Origin of the sequence: Burkholderia dolosa (genome assembly GCF_902499135.1) — a bacterium.
GTDB classification, from domain to species: Bacteria; Pseudomonadota; Gammaproteobacteria; order Burkholderiales; family Burkholderiaceae; genus Burkholderia; species Burkholderia dolosa.
On the sequence record NZ_CABVPR010000011.1, the window covers coordinates 33,839 to 49,491 of the forward strand.

Annotated in this window: 13 protein-coding genes; 7 read left to right on the forward strand and 6 right to left on the reverse strand. The window is 68.7% G+C overall.

Features of this window, described 5'->3' with window-relative positions:
• Positions 1-9 precede the first annotated feature (9 nt).
• Positions 10-933, reverse strand: coding sequence for a LysR family transcriptional regulator (locus BUB20358_RS07470; protein WP_006766545.1), 924 nt, complete (start codon positions 931-933; stop codon positions 10-12).
• Positions 934-1,067: 134 nt separating this feature from the next.
• Between BUB20358_RS07470 and BUB20358_RS07475 the strand changes: the two genes are divergently transcribed.
• Positions 1,068-1,841 (forward strand): transporter substrate-binding domain-containing protein, encoded by a 774-nt coding sequence (locus BUB20358_RS07475; protein WP_006766544.1) that lies wholly within the window; start codon positions 1,068-1,070, stop codon positions 1,839-1,841.
• A gap of 47 nt (positions 1,842-1,888) precedes the next feature.
• A complete protein-coding gene (locus BUB20358_RS07480) occupies positions 1,889-3,004 on the forward strand; it encodes a succinylglutamate desuccinylase/aspartoacylase family protein (protein WP_035974643.1) in 1,116 nt (371 codons plus the stop codon).
• Positions 3,005-3,213: 209 nt separating this feature from the next.
• Here BUB20358_RS07480 and BUB20358_RS07485 read toward each other — a convergent pair whose 3' ends face one another.
• Positions 3,214-3,999, reverse strand: coding sequence for an IclR family transcriptional regulator (locus BUB20358_RS07485; RefSeq protein ID WP_035974640.1), 786 nt, complete (start codon positions 3,997-3,999; stop codon positions 3,214-3,216).
• 257 nt (positions 4,000-4,256) lie between these two features.
• Between BUB20358_RS07485 and pcaF the strand changes: the two genes are divergently transcribed.
• The gene (gene pcaF / locus BUB20358_RS07490; protein WP_045552227.1) at positions 4,257-5,459 is read left to right on the forward strand and encodes a 3-oxoadipyl-CoA thiolase; all 1,203 of its coding nucleotides are present in this window, start codon (positions 4,257-4,259) and stop codon (positions 5,457-5,459) included.
• 514 nt (positions 5,460-5,973) lie between these two features.
• Here the strand turns inward: pcaF and BUB20358_RS28290 are convergent.
• Positions 5,974-6,222, reverse strand: a complete 249-nt coding sequence (locus tag BUB20358_RS28290; protein ID WP_223296955.1) for a hypothetical protein — start codon at positions 6,220-6,222, stop codon at positions 5,974-5,976.
• Between the two features lie 294 nt (positions 6,223-6,516).
• On the opposite strand from BUB20358_RS28290, the gene BUB20358_RS07500 reads away from it, so the two are divergent.
• A complete protein-coding gene (locus BUB20358_RS07500) occupies positions 6,517-8,061 on the forward strand; it encodes a methyl-accepting chemotaxis protein (protein ID WP_035974636.1) in 1,545 nt (514 codons plus the stop codon).
• Between the two features lie 121 nt (positions 8,062-8,182).
• Here the strand turns inward: BUB20358_RS07500 and gabD are convergent, their stop codons facing one another.
• Both gabD and BUB20358_RS07510 read right to left on the reverse strand, forming a co-directional pair.
• Complete coding sequence (gene gabD / locus BUB20358_RS07505; protein ID WP_035974633.1) at positions 8,183-9,652, reverse strand: NADP-dependent succinate-semialdehyde dehydrogenase; 1,470 nt, start codon at positions 9,650-9,652, stop codon at positions 8,183-8,185.
• A 77-nt stretch (positions 9,653-9,729) separates the two neighbouring features.
• Positions 9,730-11,013, reverse strand: coding sequence for a 4-aminobutyrate--2-oxoglutarate transaminase (locus tag BUB20358_RS07510; protein ID WP_035975382.1), 1,284 nt, complete (start codon positions 11,011-11,013; stop codon positions 9,730-9,732).
• A 126-nt stretch (positions 11,014-11,139) separates the two neighbouring features.
• Here BUB20358_RS07510 and pdxR point away from each other — a divergent pair, with 126 nt between their 5' ends.
• Entirely contained in the window at positions 11,140-12,648 is a 1,509-nt protein-coding gene (gene pdxR / locus BUB20358_RS07515; protein WP_035974631.1) for a MocR-like pyridoxine biosynthesis transcription factor PdxR, read from the forward strand.
• A gap of 108 nt (positions 12,649-12,756) precedes the next feature.
• On the opposite strand, the gene BUB20358_RS07520 is transcribed toward pdxR, so the two are convergent.
• Positions 12,757-13,593, reverse strand: coding sequence for an EamA family transporter (locus tag BUB20358_RS07520; RefSeq protein WP_006766538.1), 837 nt, complete (start codon positions 13,591-13,593; stop codon positions 12,757-12,759).
• A 111-nt stretch (positions 13,594-13,704) separates the two neighbouring features.
• Here BUB20358_RS07520 and selD point away from each other — a divergent pair, with 111 nt between their 5' ends.
• Entirely contained in the window at positions 13,705-14,769 is a 1,065-nt protein-coding gene (selD, locus tag BUB20358_RS07525) for a selenide, water dikinase SelD (protein WP_035975381.1), read from the forward strand.
• A gap of 70 nt (positions 14,770-14,839) precedes the next feature.
• A complete protein-coding gene (locus tag BUB20358_RS07530; RefSeq protein WP_006766536.1) occupies positions 14,840-15,430 on the forward strand; it encodes a LysE family translocator in 591 nt (196 codons plus the stop codon).
• Positions 15,431-15,653: the final 223 nt, after the last annotated feature.

Below are 15,653 nucleotides of genomic sequence, written 5' to 3' on the forward strand. Positions count from 1 at the left end.
GACGGCCGCTTATCGCGGTGCGCGGATCATCCGCAGGTAGGACACGAGCATCGTCGCCAGTTCCTGCGCGGCCGGCGTGAGCGGCACCGCCGCGCGTTGCAGCAGGCATATCTGCTGCGGCTCCGCATGCTCGTGCACGGGCACTTTCGCGAGCACGCCGGCGAACGGCCCGTCGCGCGTCACCGCTTCGGATTCGAACGCGAGGCAGTCGGTCTGCGTGACGAGCTGCAATGTCTCGAACAGTCCTTCGACGGTCGCGACGATCTTCGGCGGCGGCTGGCCGTGCAGGTCGAAATAGGCGAGCAGCCGGTTCACGACCGGGTCCGCGCTGAGGTTCGGCGAGCGCGTCGACACCCATGCGTAGTCGGCCAGCTCCGCGAGCGACGTCGCATGCCGCTTCGGATGGCCGCTGCGGCAGACGACCACCGGCGCCGACGCATGAAGCGGCGTGACGTCGAGATCGGTCGTGTCGGTCTGCTTCGCGACGAGCGCGATCGCGAAATCGATCGCGCTTTCGCGCAGCCAGCCGATCATCATCCGCGACGTGCCGGCCCGCAGATGCACGTGGACCTTGTCGAAGCGCGCACGGAACGCGGTCAGCACGGGCGCGAACGCGTCGATCAGCGGTTCGGTCACGAGGCCGAGCGTGACCGTGCCTTCGTATGCGCCGCTCAGCTGCCGGATCTCGTGCTCGACCTGCTCGCATTCGCCGAGGATCGCGCCGGAGCGCGCCAGCAGCCGCCGGCCGATCGCGGTCGGCACGATCCCGCGATGGGTGCGCGTGAACAGCGTCGCGCCGAGCGCGGCCTCGAGGCCCTGCAACTGCTGCGTGACGCCGCTCTGCGCGAGATCGAGCGCGCGCGCGGCGGCGCGCAGGCTGCCGTGCTCGACGACGGCCTGGAAGATGCGGAGCTGGGACAGCGTGAACGGCATGAGCGGGCGCGGCGCGGTGATCGAAAAGAGTGATCATGATAAGCCCGCCGCGGGTTCCGGCGGCTGCGGGCGCGCACTACGATCGCAGGCAGTCCGGCTCGTGCCGTCCATCCCCGTCCTGCCCTTCGTCGAACATGAAACGCTTCCTCGTCCCGCTGGTTACGCTGTGCATCGGCTGGGCCGCGACGTGCGCGCACGCAGCCGACGCGCGTGCGGTGCGCGTCGGCATCGATCCGACCTATCCGCCGATGGACGCGAAAGCGCCCGACGGTAGCCTGAAAGGCTTCGACGTCGATCTCGGCAACGAGATCTGCCGCCGCGCGCAATTGCGCTGCCAGTGGGTCGAGCTCGAGTTCTCGGGGATGATTCCGGCGCTGCAGGCACGCAAGATCGACGCGATCCTGTCGTCGATGGCGATCACCGAGAAGCGCGAAAAGCAGATCCTGTTCTCGTCGAAACTGTTCCGCTTCAAGTCGCGGCTCGTCGCGCGGCCGGATCGTGGACTCGACAGCACGGCGGCGTCGCTCGCCGGCAAGCGGATCGGCGTGCAGTCGGGCACACAGTTCGAATCGTGGGCGCTCGCGCACTGGGCGCCGGCCGGCGTCAGCATCGTGCCGTACAAGAGCCAGGACGACGTGTTCGCCGATCTCGTCAACCGCCGGCTCGACGCCGCGCTGCTCGGCGCCGTCGAAGCCGACTACGGATTCCTGCGCACGCCGAAGGGCAGCGGCTTCGCGTTCGTCGGCGCGCCGCTCGACATGGGCGATCGCGGCGTCGGCATCGGCATGCGGCAGTCGGACACCGCGCTGAAGGCGTCGATCGACGGCGCGATCGCGTCGATGCTGAAGGACGGCACGTACGAGCGGATCGCGAAGCGGTATTTCGATTTCAATCCATACGGCGATTGAGCGCCGCACGTGCCGATCGCCGCGTTTTCATCCGTACGAGACTTCCGATGCAGATTCGCACCACGCCGCTGCTGTCGCCGTCGATCGGCACGCAGCGCACGCTCACCAGCTTTCATTTCGGGCCGGCCGGTACCGGACGCAAGATCTACGTGCAGGCCGCGCTTCACGCGGACGAGACGCCCGCGATGCTCGCCGCGTTCGCGCTGAAGCGGCGTCTCGCGCAGCTCGACGACGCCGGACGGCTCGCGGCCGAAATCGTGCTCGTGCCGGTCGCGAATCCGATCGGCCTCAATCATCATCTGCTCGGCCAGTTCATCGGGCGTTTCGATCTCGCGAGCGGCCGCAACTTCAATCGCGGCTTTCTGCCGCTCGCGCAGATCGCCGCGAGCGCGCGCGACCGGCTCGGCGACGACGGCGAGCGCAATCGCGCGATCGTGCGCGAGTGCGTCGGCGCGGCGCTCGACGACATCGCGCCGCGGACCGAATTCGACGCGCTGCAGCTTGCGCTGCTGAAACTGTCGCATGACGCGGACGTCGTGATCGATCTGCATTCCTCGCTCGAGGCCGTGATGCACGTTTATACGAGCGACAGCGCATGGCCGGAAGTCGAGCCGCTCGCGCGCTACCTCGGCGCACGCGTGTCGCTGCTCGCCGAGGACTCGGGCGGCTACGCGTTCGACGATGCACATCATCTGATGTGGTCGCAGCTGCGGCAGCATCTGCCCGCGCACACGCCGATGGCGGCCGGTGCCGTCGCCGTGACGGTCGAGTGCCGCGGCCAGCGCGACGTCACGTACGAACATGCGCAGCGCGATGCCGATGCGCTCGTCGACTATCTGGTGTGGCGCGGCGCAGTGCGCGGCGAGCGTGCGCCGCTGCCGCCGCTGGCCGCGCCCGCGACGCCGCTCGCGGGCAGCGAGCAGTTCCATGCGCCGACGAGCGGCATTCTCGTGCATCGCGCGCCGATCGGCGCGACGATCCGAGCCGGCGATCCGCTGTTCGACATCGTCGATCCGCTGACCGATACGGTGACGACCGTCACGAGCCGCACCGACGGCGTGTTCTACATGCGCCGCGCGATCCGCTTCGTGACGGCCGGCGCGCCGCTCGGCCGCGTGACCGGCACGGTACCGGTGCGCACCGGGATGCTGCTCGGCGCTTGACGGGATTCGCGACGGCATGCGCCGCGCACGGCGTGTCCGAGCAGCTGCGAGCGATTTCGTTCTCGTCAAATTGACCGTGCAAATGCACGTCACTAAATTGAGCGACGCGGAGTTCGCTCCGCACTTCGTGAGAAGGACGTTGTATTGGAGTCAGAGAGTTGAGCGGGCGGCGAAAGCCGCCCGTCTTTTTTGGCGCGCGGCGCGCACGCTCATCCGCGCGTCGCGACGAGTTCCGATACGGTCTGCGCGGCCTGCTGCAGCGGGCCGAGAAACTCCTTCACCATCTGCTTCGCGGTGTGCCGCTGCGCGTTGCCGCTGACGTTCATCGCCGCGATGATCTGCCCGCGCCGATTGCGGATCGGCGCGGAGATCGACATCAGCCCGATTTCGAGTTCCTGGTCCACCACCGCCCAGCCTTGCTGCCGCACCTGCGCGATCGTCGCCTTCAGCTCGTCGAGATTCGTGATCGTGCGCGGCGTATGCGCGCGAATCCCGCTCTGCGCGAGCGTGTCGTCGAGCGCCGCGTCGTCGAGCGCGGACAGCAGCACGCGTCCCATCGACGTGCAGTAAGCGGGCAGCCGGCTGCCGATCGACAGGTTGATCGTCATGATCTTGTGCGTCGGCACGCGCAGTACGTAGACGATCTCGGTGCGATCGAGCACGGCCGCCGAGCAGCTTTCGTGGATCTGCGCGGACAGCTGCTCCATCACCGGCTCCGCGAGATTCCAGAACGGCATCGACGTGAGGTACGCGAAACCGAGCTCGAGGATCTTCGGCGTGAGCCGGAACAGCCGGCCGTCGGCCTCGACGTAGCCGAGCGTCTGCAGCGTGAGCAGGATCCGGCGCGCGCCCGCGCGCGTGAGGCCGGTGGCCGACGCGACTTCGGTCAGCGTCTGCTCCGGGCGCTGCGCGTCGAACGCGCGGATCACCGCGAGACCGCGCGCGAACGACTGGACGTACGAGTCGCCGGGTTTCTGAGTATCTTCGGTTGTCATGGACGGTCGGATTGTCGTGCAGCCGAGAAGATAGCGCATGGGGCCGGACACGCCAACCGCGCGCCGCGTGCGCGCTTGACAGGTCGTCCTCGCACTCCCTATGATGCGCTGAACGTTCGATACACGATCTTATGTTCGTATAAAGAACATTTAAGCGCGCGCCGGCGGATGATGCAAGGGCGCGCTTCTTCATTTTCCGGCCTTGCACGAGACCGCGGCCGGCGCCGACGCGCCGATCCGGTCGACAGGAGACACTGATGACCGAAGCTTTTCTGTGTGATGCGATTCGTACGCCGATCGGCCGCTACGGCGGCGCATTGAAAGACGTCCGAGCCGACGATCTCGGCGCGGTGCCGCTCAAGGCGCTGATCGAGCGCAACCGCGACGTCGACTGGAACGCGGTCGACGACGTGATCTACGGCTGCGCGAACCAGGCCGGCGAGGACAACCGCAACGTCGCGCACATGTCCGCGCTGCTCGCCGGGCTGCCCGAAGGCGTGCCCGGTTCGACGATCAACCGGCTGTGCGGCTCGGGGATGGACGCGGTCGGCGCGGCCGCGCGCGCAATCAAGTCCGGCGAAGCCGCGCTGATGATCGCCGGCGGCGTCGAAAGCATGACGCGCGCGCCCTTTGTAATGGGCAAGGCGGCGAGCGCGTTCGCGCGCCAGGCCGACATCTTCGACACGACGATCGGCTGGCGTTTCGTCAATCCGCTGATGAAGCAGCTGTATGGCGTCGATTCGATGCCGGAGACGGCCGAGAACGTCGCGGTCGACTACAACGTCAGCCGCGCCGATCAGGATCTGTTCGCGCTGCGCAGCCAGCAGAAGGCCGCACGCGCGCAGCAGGACGGCACGCTCGCCGAGGAAATCGTGCCGGTCACGATCGCGCAGAAAAAGGGCGATCCGGTCGTCGTATCGCGCGACGAGCATCCGCGCGACACGTCGCTCGACGCGCTCGCGAAGCTGAAGGGCGTCGTGCGCCCGGACGGCACGGTCACGGCGGGCAATGCGTCCGGCGTCAACGACGGCGCAGCGGCGCTGCTGCTCGCGAGCGAGGAAAGCGCGAAGCGCTTCGGCCTGACGCCGCGCGCGCGCGTGCTCGGCATCGCGACGGCGGGCGTCGCGCCGCGCGTGATGGGCATCGGCCCGGCGCCGGCCACGCAGAAGCTGCTTGCGCGGCTCGGGATGACGATCGACCAGTTCGACGTGATCGAGCTGAACGAGGCGTTCGCATCGCAGGGCCTCGCGGTGCTGCGCATGCTGGGCGTCGCCGACGACGATCCGCGCGTGAACCCGAACGGCGGCGCGATCGCGCTCGGTCATCCGCTCGGCGCATCGGGCGCGCGTCTGGTGACGACCGCGATGTACCAGCTTCAACGCACGCGCGGCCGCTTCGCGCTGTGCACGATGTGCATCGGCGTCGGCCAGGGTATCGCGCTCGCGATCGAACGCGTTTGATCGCGCGATACGGCGACGCCGGCGAATGTGTGCGGCGTCGTGCCGGTCAGTGAGTCAGTTCGTCCGGATGGATGTCGTTCGGCTCGAGCGCGTCAGGCGCCGGGTCGGACCGGGGGATTCGCCGACCATAAAACCCGGCCGCCGATGGAAATCGGTCGTGCGTTGCGACTGTGTCGCGCACGTACAGATGCTCGGCGCCCCCCGAGCGCGCATGCGGGCCGGCCGCGCGGCACAGGCGTTCGCTCGCCCGCGACCGCGCCAATCGCGACTCACGTGCAGAAACTTCAGCTGCCGCTTGTCGCGTCCCGTTCCGAGCGACCGCCGCGACCAGCCGCGCATCGTCCAACATTCCCGGGAGCCAGCCGCCGCGATCGTGGCAGTCGAGCAGGATCGCCGTGTCGTGATCGCCTTCGCCATCGGCCCGGCCGCGCACGTCGTAACGCGCCGGCACCGGATGCCGCGCGCCGTCGCGCAGCGCAAACAGACGACGGACGATCTCGCGCCGATCGACGGTCTACACGAGCGGCATTTCATCGCGCACGAGCACGCGCACGCGCGGCGCGATCGTTTCCCGTTCGGCGGCAGTCCGGCGCGTCATGCGCTTGCCCTCCAAACGACTGCCGGCCGCAAAGCGTCGACGTTGTGCGCGATTCGTCGGATAAACGCATAAACAAACCCGGCTTCGCCGAATCGCGAGCGCTCGAACGGTGAGCGTTTCGACGCGCGTCCATTTTCCTGTACCGGAACGGTCGATTCGGTTCATTCAAATTCTTCTTCATTGAAATCGAATTGCGATCGAAGCGGCACGATAAGTCCAATCGTTTCGCTGCATGCAGCGCCGATATGCGATTAAACCAATCGGCGATTATCTCGGGATTATTTGATCGAGATCATTGTCGCGCCGCGCGTGCCGATTCGAGCCGCCGCGCGATTAAGGTTTTCCGTCGAATTGCCGACAGTAAAGACGAGACCGTCGTAAAGCGATAAACGTTTTTCGGCTACTGAGTGCGATCGATCGCACTGCGCGGACCGCGAGGTCCGCCTTTCGGAGCCCTGCATGCGCAACAATCAGCCCGTTACCCAACAAGAATTCGATTTTCCCGACGACGTCACGCTGATGTCGACGACCGACGCCGACAGCGTCATCACGTACGCGAACACGACGTTCGCGCAGGTCAGCGGCTTCGCGAACGACGAGCTCGTCGGCCAGCCGCACAACGTCGTGCGCCATCCGGACATGCCGCGCGACGCGTTCGCCGACATGTGGACGACGCTCAGGAACGGCGAGCCGTGGACCGCGCTCGTGAAGAATCGCCGCAAGAACGGCGATCACTACTGGGTGCGCGCGAATGCGATCCCGATCGTGCGCAACGGCGTGCCGCAAGGCTACATGTCGGTGCGCACGAAGGCGCCGCGCGACGAGATCGACGCCGCCGACGCGCTGTACCGCGCGTTCCGCGAAGGCAAGGCGCGCGGACGCCGCTTCCACAAAGGGCTGATCGTGCGCACCGGGCTGCTGCGCGTCGCGTCGCTGTCGCAGACGATGTCCGTGCGCTGGCGCGTGCACGCGGCGCTGCTCGTGCTCGCGCCGGCCGTCGTCGCTGCAGGCTGGGCGAGCGGGCTCGCCGGTGCGGGGCTCGCGGCGTTCGCGGCCGCGACGGCGGGCGTTGCGACGGCGGCCGGCCTGTGGCTCGACGCGCAGATCGTGCGACCGCTGAAGCGGCTGCACGAACAGGCGCTGAACGTGGCGACCGGCGCAAGCCGGCGCGGCGTGCGGATGAACCGCGTCGACGAAATCGGCATGACGCTGCGCACGATCAACCAGCTCGGGCTGATGTTTCGCTGGCTCGTCGACGACGTCAGCGAGCAGGTGCGCAACGTGCAGCGCGCGAGCAACGAGATCGCGCAGGGCAACGACGACCTGAGCGCACGCACCGAACAGGCCGCATCGAGCGTGCAGCAAACGGCGGCGTCGATGGCCGAGATGACGGCGACCGTCGACAGCAACACGGAAACCGCGCTGCAGGCGAACCGGCTCGCGGTGTCGGCGAGCGACGCGGCCGAGCGTGGCGGACAGGTCGTATCCGAAGTCGTCGCGACGATGCGCGACATCACCGACAGTTCGCGCCGGATCGCCGACATCATCGGCGTGATCGACGGCATTGCGTTCCAGACCAACATCCTTGCGTTGAACGCGGCGGTCGAGGCCGCGCGGGCCGGCGAGCAGGGGCGCGGCTTCGCGGTGGTCGCGGGCGAGGTGCGCGCGCTCGCGCAGCGCAGCGCGAATGCGGCGAAGGAGATCAAGACGCTGATCGGCGCGAGCGTCGATCGCGTCGAGTCCGGCGTGCGGCGCGTGGACGAAGCGGGCAGGACGATGGACGACATCGTCGCGCAGGTGAAGCGCGTGTCGGACCTGATCGCGGAGATCAGCGCGTCGACGGCCGAACAGAGCACCGGCGTCGCGCAGGTCGATCAGGCGGTCGTGCATCTCGACAACATCACGCAGCAGAACGCGGCGCTCGTCGAGCAGAGCGCGGCGGCGTCGGCGGGCCTGAAGCAGCAGGCGACGCGGCTCGTCGATGCGGTGAACGTGTTTCGTTGACAGGCGGCGACGCGCGGAAAGGGCGACGCGGGCACGGCGGAGAGGGGCGCCGGCCCGCGTCGCGACCGCCCGGTTCCGGCCGGGCGGTCGTGGCCCGCGCCGAAGCGCCGGGCCCGAACCGTCAGACGGCCAGACAGAGGTACTTGATCACGACGTAGTCGTCGATCCCGTAGTGCGAGCCTTCGCGGCCGAGGCCCGACTGCTTGACGCCGCCGAACGGCGCGACCTCGTTCGAGATCAGCCCGGTATTCACGCCGACCATCCCGTATTCGAGCGCTTCGGCGACCTTCCACACGCGGCCGATGTCGCGGCTGTAGAAATACGCGGCGAGGCCGAACTCGGTGTCGTTCGCGAGCCGGATCACTTCGTCGTCGCTGCCGAACTTGAACAGCGGCGCGAGCGGCCCGAACGTCTCTTCCTTCGCGACCTTCATCGCGGGCGTGACGCCGGTCAGCACGGTCGGCTCGAAGAAGCCATGACCGAGCGCGTGGCGCTTGCCGCCGGTGACGACGGTCGCGCCTTTCGCGAGCGCGTCCTCGATGTGCGCTTCGACCTTCAGCACCGCCGCTTCGTTGATCAGCGGCCCTTGCGTGACGCCGGGCTCCGTGCCGCGCCCGACCTTCAGCCCGGCGACGGCCGCCGCGAGCTTCTGCGCGAACGCGTCGTACACGGCTTCGTGCACGTAGAAGCGGTTCGTGCACACGCAGGTCTGGCCGCTGTTGCGGTACTTCGACGCGATCGCGCCCTGCACGGCCGCGTCGAGATCGGCGTCGTCGAACACGATGAACGGCGCGTTGCCGCCGAGCTCCAGCGACACCTTCTTCACGGTGGCCGCGCATTGCGCCATCAGCAGCCGGCCGACCGGCGTCGAGCCGGTGAACGACAGCTTGCGCACGACCGGATTCGACGTCAGTTCGCCGCCGATCGCCTTCGGGTCGCCGGTGACGACGCTGAACACGCCGGCCGGCACGCCCGCGCGCTCGGCGAGCACCGCCATCGCGAGCGCGGAGAACGGCGTCGCCTCGGCCGGCTTCACGACGATCGGGCAGCCGGCTGCAAGTGCGGGACCGACCTTGCGCGTGATCATCGCGGCCGGGAAGTTCCACGGCGTGATCGCCGCGCACACGCCGACCGGTTCCTTCGTCACGACGATGCGCTTGTCGCTCGCCGGCGTCGGGATCGTGTCGCCGTACACGCGCTTGCCTTCCTCGGCGAACCACTCGAGGAACGATGCCGCATAGCCGATCTCGCCTTTCGCTTCGGCGAGCGACTTGCCCTGCTCCGTCGTCAGGATCAGCGCGAGGTCGTCGGCGTTTTCCATCATCAGGTCGTGCCATTTGCGCAGGATCGCCGCGCGCTCCTTCGCGGTCTTCTTGCGCCACGCGGGCCACGCGGCGTTCGCGGCGTCGATCGCGTGACGCGTCTCCGCCGCGCCCATCGCCGGCACGGTGCCGATCAGCTCGCCGGTGGCCGGATTGCGGACGTCGAACGTTTCGCCGTTCGACGCGGCTTGCCATTCGCCGTTGACGTAAGCGTGCTGACGGAACAGCGACGGATCTTTCAGTGCGAGGGTTTCCTGGACAGTGCTCATATGAATCGCCTGCTATGAAGATGAAAACGGCCGCTGCCGTCGTCGCGACGGCAGCGGCCCGTTCAGTGGACCGCGCGTCAGGCCGGCACGCCGACCGTTTCCTTCAGCACTTCGTCGAGGATGCCGAGCGCTTCGTCGAAGACCGCTTGCGGAATCGTCAGCGGGAACAGGAAGCGCACGACGTTCGAGTACACGCCGCACACGAGCAGCAGCAGCCCGCGCTCGAGCGCGCGCGCCTGCACGCGCTTCGTGAACTCGGCGTCCGGCTCGCCGGTGCCCGGCTTCATGAATTCGACCGCGATCATCGCGCCGGGACCGCGCACGTCGGCGATCTGCGGCACGTCGGCCTGCAGCGCGGTCAGCTTCGCCTTCAGCGTGTCGCCGAGCTGCGTCGCGCGCTCGCACAGCTTCTCTTCGTCGATGATCTCGAGCACCGCGTGCGCCGATGCGACCGCGAGCGGGTTGCCCGCATACGTGCCGCCGAGGCCGCCCGGCGCCGCGGCGTCCATCACGTCCGCACGGCCGACGACGCCGGACAGCGGCATGCCGCCCGCGAGGCTCTTCGCCATCGTGATCAGATCGGCGAGCACGTCGTAGTGCTGCATCGCGAACAGCTTGCCGGTACGCGCGAAGCCGGTCTGCACTTCATCGGCGATCAGCAGGATGCCGTGCTCGTTGCAGATCTTGCGCAGCGCGCGCACGAACTCGGCCGGCGCCGGATTGAAGCCGCCTTCGCCCTGCACCGGTTCGAAGATGATCGCGGCGACGCGCTTCGGATCGATGTCGGCCTTGAACAGCATCTCGATCGCCTTGATCGAGTCGGCCGTCGTCACGCCGTGCAGCGCGTTCGGGTACGGCGCGTGGAACACGTCGCCCGGGAACGGACCGAAGTTCAGCTTGTACGGCGCGACCTTGCCGGTCAGCGCCATGCCCATCATCGTGCGGCCGTGGAAGCCGCCCGAGAACGCGATCACGCCCGGACGGCCGGTCGCCGCGCGCGCGATCTTGATCGCGTTTTCGACGGCTTCGGCGCCGGTCGTGAAGAACGCGGTCTTCTTCGGGAAATCGCCGGGCGCGCGCGCGTTGATCTTTTCCGCGAGTTCGACGTACGACGCGTACGGAACGATCTGGTACGCGGTGTGCGTGAAGCTGTTCAGCTGGTCCGAGATCGCCTTCACGATCTTCGGGTGGCGATGGCCCGTGTTCAGCACCGCGATGCCGGCGGCGAAATCGATGAAGCGGCGGCCTTCGACGTCCCACAGCTCGGCGTTCTCCGCGCGCGCTGCGTAGAAGTCGCACATCACCCCGACACCGCGCGGGGTCGCGGCGTTCTTGCGGGCCTGCAGGTCGGCATTCTTCACGGTCATCTCCTTGATGTTCTGTCCGGTGAGTAGGGATTCGGGCGCGTCGGCAGCCCATGGGGGCGACTATAATCAGATTTGGCTCCGACAATCAGAGCCATTTCAATAAATAGTTAGGAGCCAATCATGCGCGCTAGCGTGTTGTCGGACTGGCTCGCGCAGCGCCTCGTGCGCGGCGGCGAGCAGCCGATCTACCGGCAGCTTCACCGGCTGCTGCAGCAGGCGATCCTGTCGCGCGAACTGCCGGCCGGCACGCGCGTGCCGTCGTCGCGGCTGCTCGCCGCGGAGCTCGGAATCGCGCGCAACACGGTCACGCAGGTTTACGAACAGCTTGCGCTCGAAGGCTACGTGCATTCCGCGACGGGGCGCGGCACGTTCGTCGCCGACAGCGCGCCCGACGAGATCGTCGGCGCGCCGGCCGATGCGTCGGCCGGCCCGGCGGTCGCGCCGTCGCCCGCGCGGCGGCTGTCGGCGCGCGGTGCGCGGCTCGTCGACGGCGCCGGCGTGTCGAAGCGCCAGGGCGGCGCGTTCATGCCGGGCGTGCCGGACGTATCGCGCTTTCCGGCACGCGTGTGGACGCGGCTGCACAACAAGTACTGGCGCCGCTTGCGTCCCGATCTGCTGACCTACGCGCCGGGCGGCGGGCTCGCGCTGCTGCGCGAGGCGCTGGCCGACTATCTGCGTACGTCGCGCTCGGTGCGCTGCGCGCCCGAGCAGATCGTGATCACGACCGGCATTCACCAGTCGATCGACCTCGCGGTGCGGCTGCTGACCGATCCGGGCGATGCGATCTGGACCGAGGATCCGTGCTACTGGGGCGTGCGCAGCGTGCTGAACGTGTCGGGGCTCACGACGCGGCCGATTCCGGTCGACGACGAAGGGATCGCGCCGTCCGCGGCCGATCTCGCCGAGCCGCCGAAGCTGATGCTCGTCACGCCGTCGCACCAGTATCCGCTCGGGATGGTGATGAGCCTCGCGCGGCGGCGGATGCTGCTCGAGTACGCGCGCCAGCACGGCTGCTGGATCATCGAGGACGATTACGACAGCGAATTCCGCTACGGCAGCCGGCCGCTCGCGTCGCTGCAGGGGCTCGACACCGCCGGGCAGGTGATCTACGTCGGCAGCTTCGGCAAGACGCTGTTTCCCGGGCTGCGGGTCGGCTATCTCGTTGCGCCGGAGCCGCTCGCGGAAAGCTTCGCGACCGCGAGCGCCGAGCTGTATCGCGAAGGGCAGCTGCTGCAGCAGGCGGTGCTCGCGGAATTCATCGCGGAAGGGCACTTCGTGTCGCACATCCGCAAGATGCGCACGCTGTACGGACAGCGCCGCGAAGTGCTGCTCGACGCGGTCGCGCGCCGTTACGGCGATACGCTGCACGCGCTCGGCAGCGATGCGGGGCTGCATCTCGTCACGCGGCTGCCCGACGGCGTCGACGATCGCGCGGTCGCGCAGGCCGCGCTCGAGCGCAACATCGTCGTGCGGCCGCTGTCCGGCTATTACGCGGAGCGCGAGCGGGCGGCGTCGGGACTGCTGCTCGGCTATGCGTGCGTGCCGGAGGACGAGATCGCGCCGGCGTTCGATACGCTCGCCGAAGCGATCGACGCGCGCGCGTTCGGCAGAATCGTGGCGGCGGCTTGAGCGCAATCGCGCGACGGCGGCGGCACTCCGTGGCCAAGTCGTCGTCGGCCGGCTGCTGCGTGGTGCCGAACTCGAACGATCGTCCGTGCGGCACGCCGTGCGCGCGCATCAAAGCCTGATCAGCGCCGCGCCCGCGACCACCAGCGCGCACGCGACGAGCCGCTGCGCGCCCGGCCGCTCGCGCATCACGAACCAGCCGATCGCGACCGCGAAGATCGAACTCGTCTCGCGCAGCGCGGACACCGTCGCGACCGGCAGATGGCGGTACGCGACGATCACGATCCCGTACGCGGCGAGCGAGATCGTGCCGGCGATCGCGCCGTGCAGCAGTGCGGTGCGCGAGCCGAGCACCGCGCGCGGGCTGCCGCGCACCGCGCAGACGAGCACGATCTGCGGCACGCTCCACAGCAGATACACCCACGCGATATAGCCGAGCGCGCTGCCGGATACGCGCGCGCCGATGCCGTCGCAGATCGAATACGCGGCGATGAACACGCCGGTGAGCAGCGCGTACGGCACGCCTTCCGCGGAGAAACGGAACCCGCGCCGCAGCGCGAGCGACATGATGCCGAACGACACGAGCGCAATGCCCGCGAAGCCGAACGGCGTCGGCCGTTCGTGCAGCACGGCGAGCGCCAGTACCGATACGAGCAGCGGCGAGATCCCGCGCGCGATCGGATAGATCTGCCCGAATTCGCCGCTGCGATACGCGCGCACGAGCGTGAAGCAGTACGCGACTTCGAGCACGGCGGACGCGGCGACGTACGGCCACGCTTCGCGCGCCGGCGCGGGCAGCAGCGCGACGCCTGCGACGCCGAACGCGAGATACGGCAGCGACATCGTGCCGAGCTGCACGAGCCGGTCTTCGCTGACGTGCAGGAATGCGTTCCATACCGCGTGCAGCAGCGCGGAACACAGCACGAGGCCGATGAACAGGTGATCCATGAACGAACGCGCGGACGAGGGCGGGGACGGCGGGCCGTCATTATGGGGTCATCGCGCGCGAGCGCGTCGAATTGTCGATAATAGAGCGCTGTTATTCACCGGATGCCGACGATGACCGAAGCCACCCAAGCCCAGCCTGCCGTTCCGCGCCTCACGAGCCTGTCGCACGGCGGCGGCTGCGGCTGCAAGATCGCGCCGGGCGTGCTGTCCGAGCTGCTGAAGCGCGCGACGCCGCCGGCGCTGTTCCCCGATCTGCTGGTCGGCACCGAGACGTCCGACGACGCGGCCGTCTATCGCCTGAACGACGAACAGGCGATCGTCGCGACGACCGACTTCTTCATGCCGATCGTCGACGATCCGTTCGACTTCGGCCGGATCGCGGCGACCAACGCGCTGTCCGACGTGTACGCGATGGGCGGCAAGCCGATTCTCGCGCTCGCGCTGGTCGGGATGCCGATCAACGTGCTGCCGCACGAGACGATTGCCGCCGTGCTGCGCGGCGGCGAATCGGTGTGTGCGGATGCCGGCATTCCGGTCGCCGGTGGCCATTCGATCGATTCGGTCGAGCCGATCTACGGGCTCGCGGCCATCGGCGTCGTGCATCCGTCGCGCGTGAAGCGCAATGCGGCCGCGCGCGCGGGCGACGTGCTCGTGCTCGGCAAGCCGCTTGGCGTCGGCGTGCTGTCGGCCGCGCTGAAGAAGAATCGGCTCGACGATGCCGGCTATGCGCAGATGGTTGCGACCGCCACGAAGCTGAACCGGCCGGGCGCCGAGCTGGCCGCGCTGCCGGGCGTGCATGCGCTGACCGACGTCACCGGCTTCGGGCTGCTCGGCCATACGCTCGAACTCGCGCGCGGCGCGCGGCTCACCGCGCGCGTGCGCTATGCGTCGCTGCCGTGGCTCGCGGGCGTCGACGCGTTCGTCGCCGACGGCGTGTTCACCGGCGCATCGGGCCGCAACTGGGCCGCATATGGCGCGGACGTGCGGCTCGCGGACGGATTGCCGCCGGTCGCGCAGGCGCTGCTCACCGATCCGCAGACGTCGGGCGGTTTGCTCGTCGCGTGCGCGCCGGAAGCGGTCGACGACGTGCTGGCGTGCTTCCGCGCGGACGGCTTCGACCGCGCGGCGGTGATCGGCGAGATGATCGACGGGCCCGCGCGTGTCGATGTCGGTTGATGCGCGGTTTCTTTCGGATGGGGCCGCGGTTGCCGGAAGCGGTGCGGCGGGTTGACGGCGTCGGCGGCCGATGAGCGATTTCGTGTTCGGCTTGACGATCGCGCTGTCGGTCGGGCCCGTTGCGCTGATGATCGCGAACTACGCGATACGCACGGGCACGGCCGACGGCGTGCGCGCGGCGGTCGGCGTCGCGGCTGCGGACGGCTGCTATGCGATCGTCGCGTTCACGATCGGTGCGGCGCTGGCGCGCACGCTCGCGTCGCAGCTGCCGCTATTCCGTATCGTCGGCGCAGTCGTGCTGATCGCGATGGGCGCGCGGATGCTGATGCACGCGCTGAAGGATCGGCGTCGCACGCTGGACGGCGATACGCGCGCGCCACGCAATCGCCCGTTCACGTCGATGTTCTTCGTCACGCTCGCGAATCCGCTGACGATCCTGCTGTTCTACGGCTATGCGACTGCAGCGGCCGGTTCGCATCGGCACTGGCTGACCGGCGCCGCGTCCGTATTTGCGGGCAGCCTGACCGGGCAGCTCGTGTTCGCGTTCGGCGGCAGCGCGGTCGCACGCGTCGTGAAGTCGCCCGCGCTCCTTACGGCGAGTCATGTGCTTGCCGCTCTCGTCGTGCTCGGCTACGGCGTCGCGGGGCTCGCGCGCGCGTAGACGTCGACGAGCTGCGGGCCGGCAGCGCGCTCGTCGCACGTGCGCGGCTTCAGGCTCCGGCCGCTATCCCGCGCATTTCCGCGCGCCGGGGTTGCGGTGCGGGTTGCCGTGGACGCTCGCACGCGTCCGCCGCATCGGCGCCGGAACATCGCCCGCGTTTCGTAGTCCCGCTCCGCACGCCGCACGTGCGTCTATACTCGTCGCGCAGTCTCCGACAGTCGTT

Coding starts and splice junctions, on each gene's coding strand:
- BUB20358_RS07530 (WP_006766536.1), top strand. CDS start 14,840: ATGAGCGATTTCGTGTTCGGCTTGACGATCGCGCTGTCGGTCGGGCCC.
- selD (WP_035975381.1), top strand. CDS start 13,705: ATGACCGAAGCCACCCAAGCCCAGCCTGCCGTTCCGCGCCTCACGAGC.
- BUB20358_RS07475 (WP_006766544.1), top strand. CDS start 1,068: ATGAAACGCTTCCTCGTCCCGCTGGTTACGCTGTGCATCGGCTGGGCC.
- pcaF (WP_045552227.1), top strand. CDS start 4,257: ATGACCGAAGCTTTTCTGTGTGATGCGATTCGTACGCCGATCGGCCGC.
- BUB20358_RS07485 (WP_035974640.1), bottom strand. CDS start 3,999: ATGACAACCGAAGATACTCAGAAACCCGGCGACTCGTACGTCCAGTCG.
- gabD (WP_035974633.1), bottom strand. CDS start 9,652: ATGAGCACTGTCCAGGAAACCCTCGCACTGAAAGATCCGTCGCTGTTC.
- BUB20358_RS07500 (WP_035974636.1), top strand. CDS start 6,517: ATGCGCAACAATCAGCCCGTTACCCAACAAGAATTCGATTTTCCCGAC.
- BUB20358_RS07480 (WP_035974643.1), top strand. CDS start 1,889: ATGCAGATTCGCACCACGCCGCTGCTGTCGCCGTCGATCGGCACGCAG.
- BUB20358_RS28290 (WP_223296955.1), bottom strand. CDS start 6,222: ATGAACCGAATCGACCGTTCCGGTACAGGAAAATGGACGCGCGTCGAA.
- BUB20358_RS07520 (WP_006766538.1), bottom strand. CDS start 13,593: ATGGATCACCTGTTCATCGGCCTCGTGCTGTGTTCCGCGCTGCTGCAC.
- BUB20358_RS07470 (WP_006766545.1), bottom strand. CDS start 933: ATGCCGTTCACGCTGTCCCAGCTCCGCATCTTCCAGGCCGTCGTCGAG.
- pdxR (WP_035974631.1), top strand. CDS start 11,140: ATGCGCGCTAGCGTGTTGTCGGACTGGCTCGCGCAGCGCCTCGTGCGC.